The following is an 11,951-nucleotide window of genomic DNA, read 5'->3' on the forward strand; positions in this document are numbered from 1 at the left end:
CAGAACACGTCGAGCAGGGGCAGGAGCCGGCGGGTCACGGCCGGGCCTCCTGCTCGCACGGCGACGTGCCGCCGGTACCCGCGAACCCGCCCAGGGAGGGGGCGCCGACGGTCGCCGCGCCGGCCCACTCCGGCACCGGGCGGGTGTCGTGGACCGGCTCCCAGCGCCCGTCGACCACGGCGTACTCCCACCGCGGCCCGGCCACCAGCAGGCCCTCCACCGCGTCGGCGAGCCGGTCGACGTCGACCAGCGTGGTGCCGACGCCGAAGCTCGCCCGCAGCGTCCCGTCGGGCGCGCCCAGCCGCGACAGCAGCGGGTGCGCGCAGAACTTCCCGTCACGGACGCCGATGCCGTGCTCGGCGGACAGGTACGCCGCGACGAGCCCGGGGTGGTAGCCGTCCACGCTGAACGCCACCACGCCGATCGCGTCCGGGCTGTCCCGCCAGATCCGGTGCCGGAGTACGCCGGGCAGGGCGTCCAGCCGAGCGACCAGCCGGGCCCGCAGCGCCTCCTCGTGCGCGGCCAGCGCGCCGTCGGGCAGTGCGGCCAGGGTCTCGCAGGCCTGGCCCAGTGCCGCCGCGCCTAGCACGTTGGGGGTGCCGCCCTCGTGGCGCTGCGGGGCGTCCGCCCAGATGGTGCCGGTGAGAGTCACCTCGCGGACGGCGCCGCCGCCGGGGAGGTACGCCGGGGCCGCGTCCAGCCAGTCGCGGCGCCCGACCAGGACACCTACGCCCAGCGGCGCGTAGAGCTTGTGCCCGGAGAACGCCACGTAGTCGACGCCGCCGGCGGCCAGGTCGATCCGCCGGTGGGGCGCGAGCTGGGCGGCGTCCAGGACGACCCGGGCGCCGGCCTGGTGGGCCGCGGCGACGATCGCGTCCAGGGGAAGCACCTCGCCGGTGACGTTGGACGCGCCGGTGATCGCGACCAGCGTGGCCGGCCGGGCGGCGAGTTCTGCGCGCAGGGCGACCAGCGTGGCCCGCTGGGTCGTACCGGCGACCACGCACCGGTGCCGGCCCCGCCGCCACGGCAGCAGGTTGGCGTGGTGCTCGATGTCGAGGAAGAGCACGTCGCCGGCGTCGCCCTCCCCGCCGTCCTCGGTGCGGCCGGGCACGCACCTGGCCAGCAGGTTCAGCGCGTCGGTGGTGTTGCGGGTGAACACGACCACGTCGTCGGCGCGTGCTCCCACGAACGCCGCGACCTGGGCACGAGCATGTTCGTAGCGCGCGGTGCTGACCCGCGACGCGTACCCCGCGCCCCGGTGCACGCTCGCGTAGTAGGGCGCCACCTGCGCCAGGTGCGCGGCCACCTCGGACAGGCACGGCGCGCTCGCGGCGTAGTCGAGGTTGGCGTACGCCGTGGTCTCGCCGGTGACCAGCGGGACCGGGAGGTCAGCGCCCACCACGGGCAGCAGCGGGGCGGCACCCACCTGGGGTGCCGCGGCGAAACGATCGGCGCCGGACGTCACCCGGTCGGCCCGGGACGGGAGCGGGATGTCGGGGGTGATGTCGGGCGTACGGCGTTCGGCCCGGACCGCCACGGCACTCAGAAGACTCACAACACACCTCACAGGTCTCGGGGACCCGTGGGTGTGGGGTCCCGCGCTTGCCGCACCGGCCGGCGCGACCTGGTCCTCACCCGGGGCACCCCACCGCGGAGGAGGGTTGCCGGCCAGCAAGCCGGGGCTGGCGAGTCTCGTCCACCACGTCGGCGGGCGCGGATCGCGCCGTGAACCTGCGGTGGCCGAGTCTCCTGCTGGCACTCGTGACCGGAAGTCACAGTAACGGTTGTCGGGAACGGGCGATGGTATGTCTCAAATAATGAAATCGCGGTCTGCAATACGGACAGTGCGCATGGACCGGCTCGCACGCAGGCCTCCGACCTGGGCTTTCGTGCTCGGCGTCCTCGCGCTCACCGCCGCCGTCTGGGCGGCACTCCAGTCGTCGATCCCCTACCTCGGGCACGACGAGGCGGTCTACGCGGCCAAGGCGCGATCCTGGCTGACGGGGGCACCGAGCGCACAGTGGGGTGATCACCGTGCGCCCGGACTGCCGGCCCTGGGCTACGCCGCACTCGCGGTGCACGAGAGCGTGGCGTCCGTCCGGGTCGTGGGGTTGCTGCTCGCGTTGCTGGCGTTCGGGCTGTTCTGCTGGATCGGGATCGGACTGCTCGGGCCGGCGCGCGGCGTCGTGGTCGCACTGCTCGTGCTGTCCGGGCCGGGGTTCGTGCGCCGGGTCCCGGAGTTCCTCACCGATGTCGGGACCGCCGGGCTGCTGGCCGGAGCGGCGTACTGCCTGGTCCGCGCCCAGGAAGGCAACACGGTGCCGGTCCGGCGTACCGGCTCCCAGCGAGCCGGCGGCCGGGACCGGTGGCTGCCGGCCGCGGCCGGGTTCGCGCTCGGTGCGTTCTACCTGCGGTACGGCGCGGTCGCGGGCGTCCTCGCGCTGGCCCTCGCCGCCGCGGTGGCCTGGGGACCGCGGGCGTGGCTGGCCCGGTGGCGCGGCCTGCTCGGCGTGGCCGCGGTGCTGGCGGTGGGGCTGGCGCCGCACCTCGTCACCGCCGAACGCCGGACCGGGTCGCCGTTCGGCATGGTGCGCGCATCCGCCGACGCAGGCCACTCGGAGGGGCTCGGCGGCCTGCTCACCTACGTGCGGATGTTCCCCGTGAAACTTGCCGGGCCCTGGGGTGGGGTGGTGATGGCCGCCGGGCTTTTCGCGGGGGCGCTCGCGGCGTGGCGACTGGCTCGCCGCAGGCCACGACCGGAGGACCGCCGTACGGTGTTCGCGGTGCTTGCCGCCGTCACGCTCGTCGTCTCGATCGGACTGGCCGCGCACGGTGAGCCGAGGTTCGTGTTCATGTCGGTGTTCTGGCTGACTCTGGCCGGAGTGGCGGCACTGGCGGAGTGGGCCCGCGCACGCGCCCGGCTGTTGCTCGGCGTACTCGCGGCCGGTGCGGTGGCGACGATGCCGGTGACCGGTCTGCTCGTCGCCCGCGGGCCGCTGCGCGACGTGACCAGCGAGCGAGAGTCCCTGGTGGCGGCGGCCGCGGCGCTGGCAGCGGAGTCCGGTGGGGCGCTCGGTGACTCGGCGGGATCCATCGGCTCGGGCGCCCGGTGCGTGGTGGTGACCGGTTACCAGCCCGAGGTCGGGTGGTACTCCGGCTGCGCGACGGCGAGTCTCGGACAGGTGCGGTCGCGCGACCTGCCGCCGAACACACCGGTGTCGTACCTCGTGTTCGCACACGGACGCGACCAGCTTCCACCGGCGAGTGTCCGGCGGCTCGCCGGCGACCGCTCGGTCCGGGTGGTCGACCTGCCCGCCGTGGGGTCGCTGGGACCCGGCCGGCTGCTCACCGTAGGGGGAATCCCGCCGCGGATCTCGCCGAGCGGCTGACGTACGGACAGCGGCTGACGTACGGACGCCGGCGGACACCGACTGGCGATCCGGGCAGCCTGCTGGCAGGCTCGGTCCGTGGCTTCTGATCAATCCAGCAACAGCACGGTACAGCGGTTCGTCGTCTACGGCGCGGGCGCGATCGGTGGCGTACTCGGTGCCCGGCTGCACGCGGCCGGCCACGAGGTCGTGCTGATCGCCCGCGGCGCGCACCTGGAAGCGATCAGGGCCGACGGCCTGCGGGTGGAGTCCCCCGACGGTACGCAGACGCTGCCCATCCCCGCGGTCGCCGGGCCGGACGAGGTCGACTGGCGTCCGGGCGACGTCGTGCTGCTCGCGATGAAGAGCACCGACACCGAGGCCGCCGTCCGCGCCCTGGCCGCCGTGGCCGACCCGGCGACGCCGGTGGTGTGCGTGCAGAACGGCGTGGCCAACGAGGCCACCGTGCTGCGGCACTTCGCCAACGTCTACGGCGTGCACGTGATGTTCCCCGCGACCCACCTCACCCCTGGCGTGGTGCAGGCGCAGTCGGCCCCGGTGACCGGCATCCTGGACCTCGGCCGCTACCCGCGCGGAGTGGACGACACCGCCGAGCGGATCGCGGCGGCGTTCCGGTCCGCGACGTTCGCCTGCGAGCCGCGGCAGGACATCATGCGCGGCAAGTACGTCAAACTGCTGGGCAACCTCGGCAACGCCATCGACGCGCTGTGCGGCCGTTCCGACGACGCCGACGGCGACGACCCGCGGGAGATCGTCGAGCGGCTGCGCGCGGAGGGCACGGCGGTGCTCGAGGTGGCCGGCATCGAGTTCATGTCGTTCGAGGAGGACCGTGCCCGGCGCGGCGACCTGATCCAGGTCCGCCCGGTCAACGGCCAGTCCCGCACCGGAAGCTCCTCCTGGCAGAGCCTGGCCCGGGCCACGGGAGCGATCGAGGCCGACCACCTGAACGGCGAGATCGTGCTGCTCGGCCGCCTGCACGGCGTACCCACGCCCGCGAACGAGCTCGCCCGCCGGTTGGCCAACCAGGCGGCCCGGGCGGGCGATCCGCCCGGTTCGCTCCGGGTCGCGGACTTCTGGAAGCTGCTGGAGGCGGCCGAGGCGGAGGAGTCGGCCGCGTCCACGGGCGTCGGCTGAGCCGCCTGAGTCGGCAGGACGCCCGAGCCGGAGCAGGCCGTACTCCCCACGTCGTAGGGAAGCCGCCCGCTCCGGACGGATGCCGACCGGTGCCCCGGTGACCTAGCGTTCCCTCGTGACCTCCCCTCCCGCCACCCCCTCGCCCGGCAACCCGGGTCGGCGGTTCTGGCGCGCGGTCGGGTCGTGGCCGGTGAAGCTGCCGATCGTGCTGGCGTTCCTCCAGGTGGGCGGAACCCTCGGCGCCGCGCACAACCAGCCGGACGCCAGGCCGGTCGACGCGCTGGCGGTCGTGCTGCTGCTCCTCGGTCCGGCCGCGCTGGTGTTCCGCCGGGCACGGCCGGTCGCCGCGCTGTACTTCGTGATGGGGGTGTCGTTCGCCTACATCCTGATCGGCTACCCGTACGGCCCGTTCTTCCTCTCCGCGATCGTGGCGTTGTTCGAGGCGGTGAGGTACGGCCACCGCCTGGCGGCCTGGCTGACCGCCGGCGCGGTCTACTTCGGCCACATCGCCTACCGCTGGGAGTCCGGCGAGGGGCCCGGCCTCGTCGCGGCGACCGTGGTCGCCGGCTGGCTGCTGGCGGTGCTGATCGGCTCGGAGCTCAACCGCATCCGCGAGGAACGTGTCGAGGAGAGCCGGCGGGCCAAGGCCGCCGAGGCCGCGGGCCGGGTGAGCGAGGAACGCCTGCGGATCGCCCGCGAACTGCACGACGTGGTGGCGCACAACATCTCGCTGATCAACGTGCAGGCCGGAGTGGCGCTGCACCTGATGGACGCCCAGCCCGAGCAGGCCCGGACCGCGCTCACCGCGATCAAGCAGGCCAGCAAGGAGGCGCTGGTCGAGCTGCGTTCGGTGCTCGGTGTCCTGCGGCAGGTCGACGAACCCGGACCGCGCCGGCCGGCGCCCAGCCTGCGCCGGCTGAGCGACCTGGCGGCCAGCACCCGGGCGGCCGGGCTCGACGTCCGGGTGAACGTGGAGGGTACGCCGGAGCCGCTGCCGTCCAGCGTGGACACCGCGGCGTACCGGATCGTGCAGGAGGCGCTCACCAACGTCCTCCGGCACGCCGGCGCCCGCTCGGCCGTGGTGCGCGTCGCCTACGCCGAGCAGACCGTGGCGGTCGAGGTGACCGACGACGGGTGCGGTACGCCGGCCGCCGCAGCCGGGGGCGGAGAAGGCGGTACCGATGGAGGTGCCGGTGTCGGTGACGCGGACGGTGCCGGCGGCGGCAGTGGCCTGCCCGGCATGCGCGAACGGGTCGGTGCGCTCGGCGGCCGGCTGACCGTAGGACCATTGCCGGGCGGAGGTTTCCGGGTGTACGCGGAGTTGCCGCGGGAGGGAGCACCATGATCTCGGTCCTGCTCGCCGACGACCAGGCGCTGGTGCGCGCCGGTTTCCGGTCCCTGCTGGCCGCCGAACCCGACATCGAGGTGGTCGCCGAGGCCGCCGACGGCGCCCAGGCGGTGGAGCACGCGCTGGCGAAGCGCCCGGACGTCGTCCTGATGGACATCCGGATGCCCGACATGGACGGGCTGGAGGCGACCCGCCGGATCGTCGCCGAACCCGAACTGGCCGGCGTGCACGTGGTCATCCTCACCACGTTCGACCTGGACGAGTACGTCTTCGAGGCGCTGCGTACGGGCGCGAGCGGCTTCCTGGTCAAGGACACCGAGCCGGTGGAGCTGCTGCGCGGCGTACGCGCGGTGGCCTCCGGGGACGCGCTGCTGTCGCCCGGTGTGACCCGGCGGCTGATCGCGGAGTTCGCCAACCGGTCGAAGGAGCCGGTACGCGGCGCCGACCTGGCCGCGCTGACCGAACGCGAACGCGAGGTGCTCGCCCTGGTCGCCGAGGGGCTGTCCAACGACGAGATCGCCGCCCGGCTGGTGGTCAGCCCGGCCACCGCGAAGACGCACGTCAGCCGGGCGATGATCAAGCTGGGTGCGCGGGACCGGGCGCAGCTGGTGGTGTTCGCGTACGAGGCCGGACTGGTGCGGCCCGGCTGGCTGGGCTGAGGCCCCGGCCGGACCGCAACCGCAACCGCAACCGCCTATCGCCTGGGCACCCAGCCGGACTGCTGCGCGTCCGGACTCTCCGGCCCCCGATGGCGTACGGGCGGTGCCGGCGGTCGCCCCGAAGAAGCCGGCGCGGCCGGACGACCCAACCCGCCCGGTCCGCCCAACCCGCCCGGGGCCTCCGCCGCGGGAACCGGGCGCACCAGCTCTGCCGCCCTGGTCACGATCTCCTGGGCCGCCGCGAGGGTGCCCGGCGCGAGGTCGCCCAGCCGGGCCAGCCCGTCCGCCCGGATCGCCTTGTCGTGCGGGACGCGGACGACGGCGGCGAGCCGGTCGCGTACCGGCGCGAGCTCACCGTCCATCCAGCGCGGCGGGTCGGTGCCGGCGACGTCGACCACCGCGGCCACCATCCGGTCGACGGCCAGGCCGTCGTGTTCGAGGACCTGCACCAGCCGGGCCAGGGCGGCCGCGCCGAAGCCGCTCGCCGAGGTGACCAGCACGGGCACCGCGTCGGGCCGGCGGGACCACTCGTCCAGCGCCGAGGGCCGAACGGCGTTACGGGCGGCGACGTGGGCCAGCGCGACCGGTGTCGAGGTGTCCACCACTCCGGCGAACCAGCCGCCGGTCTCCAGCAGGTGGGCGTACCACCGCGGGTCCTCGGGCACCGCGACCGGCGGCCGGGTCCACGGCCGGGCGTCGGTGAGGACGTCGTACCCCGGTCCGTCGGCGGCGTCCGCACCGAGGTCGGGCAGGTCGTCGCCCCGGCGGCGCCGGCGCACCGGAACGGACCGGCGCAGCGCGGCGTCGCGCACCGCGTCGGGGTCGAGGGGACGGCCTGGGGGAACCAGCGCTGCGGGCAGGCCCACCGCCTCGTCGCGGGAGACGTCGCGGACGGCACCTCCGGTGACGCCGAGGCCGAGCCAGTCCGCCCACGGCGAGGCACCCCGGGGCACCGTGTCGACCAGCACCGTGCGGGTGGTCGGCGCGAGCACCTGGGCGAGCAGCCCGGCCAGCGCCGAACGTCCTACACCGCCGTTCGCACCCAGCACCGGAAGGAGGGCGCGGACTCCGCGGGGCAGCATGGCGCCCGCACCCCGCCTGCTCGATCCGCGCCTCTTCACCGGTCGAGGATAGCCGCGACGAGGGACTGACGCGCGCCCGCCGAGACGACGGGAGCGGCCGGCGACGTCGTTGTCGCCGGCCGCTCCACGGACCGTCGTTGCCTACATGTCAACTACTGCTTGACAGCACCGGCCGCGAGGTCGGCGAGGAACTGCCGGGCGCCGAGGAAGAACACGATGATCAGCGGGATCACCGCGAGCAGCGTGCCGGCCATCACCATGCTGTAGTCGGTGTTGTAGAGGCCGTTCAGCTGCGACAGCGCCACCTGCAGCGTCTGGCGGCCCGGGTCGATCAGCACCACCAACGGCCAGAAGTAGTCGTTCCAGGCGTTGATGAAGGTGAAGATCCCGAGGAACGCCAGCGCCGGCCGCAGCAGCGGAACCGCCACGTGCCAGTACTGCCGCCAGAAGTTGCAGCCGTCGATCCGGGCGGCGTCCAGGAGTTCGGCACTCACCGCGCCCTGGGCGTACTGCCGGAGCAGGAAGATGCCGAACGCGTTCACCGCGCCCGGCACGATCAGTGCCTGGAACGAACCCACCCAGCCGAAGTTCGCCATGATGACGAACGACGGCACCGTGGACAGCTGGGACGGGATCATGAACGTCACCAGCAGCACGACGAACAGCAGGTTCTTGGCCGGGAAGTCGAACTTCGCGAACGCGAACGCCGCGATCGAGTCGAAGAACAACACCAGCACCGTCGTCACCACCGCCACGAAGATCGTGTTGGCGGTGGAGCCGAGCAGGTTCACGCTGTCGAACACCTTGTGGAAGTTCTCCAGCAGGTGCGTGCCCGGCAGCAGTTCCGGCGGGAACTTGAAGATGTCCTGCGTCGTCCGGCTGGCCATCACGAACATCCAGTAGAACGGGAAGATCGAGACGGCGACGCCGAGAAGGAGCAGCACGTGGGTGACGACCGACCACACGCGCCGGGCGGCGACGGCGTTCATGCGCGCACTCCCTTCCGCGAACCGCGGTTACCGGCGCCCTGCACCAGCCGCCAGTTGATCAGCGAGAACAGAATCATGATCACGAACAGGCCCCAGCCGATCGCGGCGCCGTAGCCGAACTGGTTGTTGATGAACGCCTGCTGGTAGAGGTAGAGCACCATCGTCGTGCCCTCCGACCCCGGCCCGCCGCCGTTGCCCACCAGCACCTGCGGCTCGGTGAACAACTGCATGCCGCCGATGGTGGAGGTGATGACGGTGAAGAGGATGATCGGGCGCAGCAGCGGAACCGTGATGCGGAAGAACACCTGCCACAGGCTCGCGCCGTCGACCTTCGCGGCCTCGTACAACTCGGTCGGGATCGCCTGCAGGCCGGCGAGATAGATGATCGCGTTGTAGCCGGTCCATCGCCAGATCACCATGGCGGCGATGGCGACCTTGATGCCCCACGGCGTGTTCAGCCACTCGACCGTGTCCAGGTGCAGCCCTTCCAGGGCGGCGTTCAGCAGGCCGAAGTTGTTGCTGAAGATCGAGCCGAAGATGATCGCGATCGCCACGATCGAGGTGACGTTGGGGATGAAGTACGCGATGCGGTAGGCGCTGCGGCCGCGGATCTGCTGGTTCAGCATGAACGCGATGACCAGCGCGAAGAACAGCATCGGGATCGTGGAGATGAACCAGATCTGGAAGGTGTTGACGATCGACTTCCAGAAGATCGGGTCCGACAGCATGAACTGGTACTGCGCGAGCCCGACGAACTTCATCGCCCCGATGCCGTTCCAGTTCTGGAACGACAGGTACAGCGAGAACCCGATCGGGAACAAGCCGAAGATCGCGAACAGGATGTAGAACGGCGAGATCGCGAGGTACAGCGACAGCAGTTCGGACTTCGAGCGGCCCGCGTGGGAACCGGTCGTGCGGCGCTCCTCCGGGGCCTGGGCCGGGGCGGCGATCGGCGTCGTGGTGGTCATGTCAGATCAACCCCAGGTGGGAGAGCTGTCGGTCGGCTTCGGCGAGCGCGTCCTTCCACGCCCGGTCCGGGTTCTTGCCGGCGCTCCAGATGTTGGTGACCTGGTCGCTGAACGCCGGGCCGATGACGTTGTCGTACGGACTGAGGTAGACCGGCTTGACGGCCTTCGCGGAGGTGGCGAAGACCTCGTTGATGACCTGCCCGCCGTAGAACTTGTCCTTCACCTGTGCCCGCCTGTCCTCCAGCGAGGAGATCGCGGAGGGGTAGAGCTGCATCTCGTTCAGCCCGTACACCACCTGGTTCTCCGGTGACTGGAGATACCTGATCACCTTGAACGCGGCCTCGGGATTGCGACAGGACTTGGGGATGCCGAGGAACGAGCCGCCGCTGTTGCCGGCGCCACCGGGTGCCCGGCAGACCCGCCACTTGCCGGAGGTGCCGGAGGCCGCGTCGGTGAGGACCTGGCCCATCCAGACCGCGCCGACGAACGACGCCACCCGGCCGGTGCTCATGGCGGCGTTCCAGTCGCTGGTCCAGTCGTTGGTGTTGGAGGTGATCCGGCGGCGGTACGCGTCCACCGCGAGGTCCCAGGGCTGGCGCACCTGCGGCCCGTTGCCGATGAAGTGGTTCTTCTCGTCCATGTAGCGCTTGCCCTGCTGGGCCAGCGCCTGGTTGAAGACCATGTCGACGTTGGGCATCATGTACGTCTTCGGCAGCTTCTTGACCAGGGTCGAGCCGGCCTCGAGGTACTTCTCCCAGGTGGACATCGCCTGTGCCACCTCGTCGGGCTCACTGGGCAGCCCGGCCTTCTCGAACAGGTCGGCCCGGTAGAAGAGCGCCGTCGGCCCGGTGTCCATCGGGAAGCCGACCATCCGGCCGTCGGGGGTGACCCCGCGCTCCCACTTCCAGTCGAGGAACTCCGACTTGACGTCCTTGGCGCCGATCTCGTTCAGGTCGACGAACTGGTCGGCGTCGGGGAAGTACGTCGCGACGTCCTCGTTCAGACCGACGATGTCGGGGATGTAGGCCTTGCCGGCCAGGCTGGTGAGGAACTTCGACTTGAAGTCGCCACCGATCTTCTGTGGAACCAGTTTGACGCCGGTCGCCTTGGGCGTCTTCGCCAGTAGCGTGTCGCTGATGGAACGGTTCCAGTACCAAAGGCTCAGGGTGCCTTCGGGGGTGAGGTAGGAACCCCGGGTGCCACAACCGGAGGTGCCGAGGAGTGCGGTGCCAAGGAGTCCAGAGGCCGCCGCGAGAAACGTGCGTCGGTTGGGCGCCATGTTCACCTCGTTTCGTGAGACGAGCATCGATGAGAGAACAGGCGCCTGCGGAGTCGAGGAGAGGCCGCGCACGCCCGGCTGCTTCGACGGCGCGGTGGGGTTGCGTCGAAGCGTTTCCGCAGCGTATGGCCTTGCGTGATCGGGCGGAAGACGCTTTCCGATTCCGGACTTCGTTCGGTATGTCGAACGCTTGACGTTATGCCGAACGTCGAGGAGGAAGCTCACTCTGCGCGTACCGGCCCACGCGGTACGTCGCCACGGCGTCCACGACGGCGCCGACTCCGCCGCCGAGGAGCGGGATCCGCCGGCCCACGGTGAGGCTCAGCCGCTTGCCGCCGACCTGGGCGGCGAGGATCGCGCCGAGCTCGGTCGCCACCCGGTGGTCGAGCTCGACGTCGTGCACCGGAGCGGTCGCGATCGCCAGCGGGGTCGACGGCAGCGAGCCCTTCTGTACCAGCTCGGTCACCGTGTCGTCGCCGAGCAGGCAGGCGGTGACCGCCGTCCGGATGCGGGGGTCGGCGAGGTCGTACCCGCGCAGGTGGGCGATCGCCGCGACCATCCTGGCCTGCAGTACGGCGAGTCCGGTGATGTTGGCCGGCAGTGCGAGCGGGAGGATCGCGAACCCGCCGAGGCTGGTCACGAACCCCTGCGCGCCGGCCAGCCGGACGTGCTGCTCGACCACCTCGTCGGCGGCCCTGGTGTGGTCGCCCCCGGCGCGGGCCAGGTGCCGGTCGGCAACCGCCCGCGCACCGGGGAACCGGCCGCGGCCGTCGATGGCGGCGTCCAGGACGTTGCGGAACAGTCCCGCGGCGGCGCGAGGTGTCACCTGGCGGGCCATCGGCCCCAGGCCACGCGCGACCATCTTTCCTACGGCCATGGTCCACCTGTCCATTCGACGAGAGATCTGTAGGAGATCTGTACGGATCCGATCGACGGGAGCTCGAGCGGGGGACCCCTGGCCGGCTCCGTCCTGGACGAGCGATCTGACGAAACGATACGTCGTGATGCCGGTTTCCGCGCGGCTGGTCGGATCTCGCCCCCTTCCGTCCCCGGCCGACGGGTCCTGCGTCCGGCCGAGCGGCGTCCGGCCGTCCGGCGTCGGG

At 72.0% G+C, this 11,951-nt stretch carries 10 protein-coding genes and 1 riboswitch; of the genes, 4 read left to right on the top strand and 6 right to left on the bottom strand.

Going from position 1 to position 11,951, the window contains the following annotated elements; genetic code table 11:
• Positions 1-34: 34 nt before the first annotated feature.
• Positions 35-1,555, bottom strand: a complete 1,521-nt coding sequence (locus tag ABZV93_RS05495) for an aminotransferase class V-fold PLP-dependent enzyme (protein WP_354930792.1) — start codon at positions 1,553-1,555, stop codon at positions 35-37.
• 38 nt (positions 1,556-1,593) lie between these two features.
• Positions 1,594-1,701, bottom strand: a riboswitch (SAM riboswitch).
• 149 nt (positions 1,702-1,850) lie between these two features.
• On the opposite strand from ABZV93_RS05495, the gene ABZV93_RS05500 reads away from it, so the two are divergent.
• The 4 genes from ABZV93_RS05500 (at position 1,851) to ABZV93_RS05515 (ending at position 6,530) form a co-directional block, all read left to right on the top strand.
• Positions 1,851-3,389: a hypothetical protein gene (locus tag ABZV93_RS05500; RefSeq protein WP_354930795.1), complete on the top strand. Its 1,539-nt coding sequence runs from the start codon at positions 1,851-1,853 to the stop codon at positions 3,387-3,389.
• A gap of 78 nt (positions 3,390-3,467) precedes the next feature.
• Positions 3,468-4,523 (top strand): 2-dehydropantoate 2-reductase, encoded by a 1,056-nt coding sequence (locus tag ABZV93_RS05505; protein WP_354930798.1) that lies wholly within the window; start codon positions 3,468-3,470, stop codon positions 4,521-4,523.
• 115 nt (positions 4,524-4,638) lie between these two features.
• Positions 4,639-5,868, top strand: a complete 1,230-nt coding sequence (locus ABZV93_RS05510) for a histidine kinase (RefSeq protein WP_354930801.1) — start codon at positions 4,639-4,641, stop codon at positions 5,866-5,868.
• A complete protein-coding gene (locus tag ABZV93_RS05515) occupies positions 5,865-6,530 on the top strand; it encodes a response regulator transcription factor (RefSeq protein WP_354930804.1) in 666 nt (221 codons plus the stop codon). Before ABZV93_RS05510 ends, ABZV93_RS05515 begins: the two co-directional genes overlap by 4 nt.
• A gap of 35 nt (positions 6,531-6,565) precedes the next feature.
• Here the strand turns inward: ABZV93_RS05515 and ABZV93_RS05520 are convergent, their stop codons facing one another.
• The 5 genes from ABZV93_RS05520 to ABZV93_RS05540 all read right to left on the bottom strand — a co-directional run bounded on the left by ABZV93_RS05520 (position 6,566) and on the right by ABZV93_RS05540 (position 11,725).
• Complete coding sequence (locus tag ABZV93_RS05520) at positions 6,566-7,651, bottom strand: hypothetical protein (protein ID WP_354930807.1); 1,086 nt, start codon at positions 7,649-7,651, stop codon at positions 6,566-6,568.
• 113 nt (positions 7,652-7,764) lie between these two features.
• Positions 7,765-8,601, bottom strand: coding sequence for a carbohydrate ABC transporter permease (locus ABZV93_RS05525; protein ID WP_354930810.1), 837 nt, complete (start codon positions 8,599-8,601; stop codon positions 7,765-7,767).
• Positions 8,598-9,569, bottom strand: a complete 972-nt coding sequence (locus ABZV93_RS05530) for a sugar ABC transporter permease (protein WP_354930813.1) — start codon at positions 9,567-9,569, stop codon at positions 8,598-8,600. Before ABZV93_RS05530 ends, ABZV93_RS05525 begins: the two co-directional genes overlap by 4 nt.
• Position 9,570: 1 nt before the next feature.
• Complete coding sequence (locus tag ABZV93_RS05535) at positions 9,571-10,848, bottom strand: extracellular solute-binding protein (protein WP_354930816.1); 1,278 nt, start codon at positions 10,846-10,848, stop codon at positions 9,571-9,573.
• A gap of 196 nt (positions 10,849-11,044) precedes the next feature.
• Entirely contained in the window at positions 11,045-11,725 is a 681-nt protein-coding gene (locus ABZV93_RS05540; protein WP_354930819.1) for an EcsC family protein, read from the bottom strand.
• Positions 11,726-11,951: the final 226 nt, after the last annotated feature.

Origin of the sequence: Actinopolymorpha sp. NPDC004070 (assembly GCF_040610475.1) — a bacterium.
Classification (GTDB): Bacteria; Actinomycetota; Actinomycetes; order Propionibacteriales; family Actinopolymorphaceae; genus Actinopolymorpha.

Bases quoted from the DNA above. Each gene is read 5' to 3' on its own strand.
- ABZV93_RS05500 (WP_354930795.1), top strand. From the start codon at position 1,851: ATGGACCGGCTCGCACGCAGGCCTCCGACCTGGGCTTTCGTGCTCGGC.
- ABZV93_RS05515 (WP_354930804.1), top strand. From the start codon at position 5,865: ATGATCTCGGTCCTGCTCGCCGACGACCAGGCGCTGGTGCGCGCCGGT.
- ABZV93_RS05525 (WP_354930810.1), bottom strand. From the start codon at position 8,601: ATGAACGCCGTCGCCGCCCGGCGCGTGTGGTCGGTCGTCACCCACGTG.
- ABZV93_RS05530 (WP_354930813.1), bottom strand. From the start codon at position 9,569: ATGACCACCACGACGCCGATCGCCGCCCCGGCCCAGGCCCCGGAGGAG.
- ABZV93_RS05535 (WP_354930816.1), bottom strand. From the start codon at position 10,848: ATGGCGCCCAACCGACGCACGTTTCTCGCGGCGGCCTCTGGACTCCTT.
- ABZV93_RS05540 (WP_354930819.1), bottom strand. From the start codon at position 11,725: ATGGCCGTAGGAAAGATGGTCGCGCGTGGCCTGGGGCCGATGGCCCGC.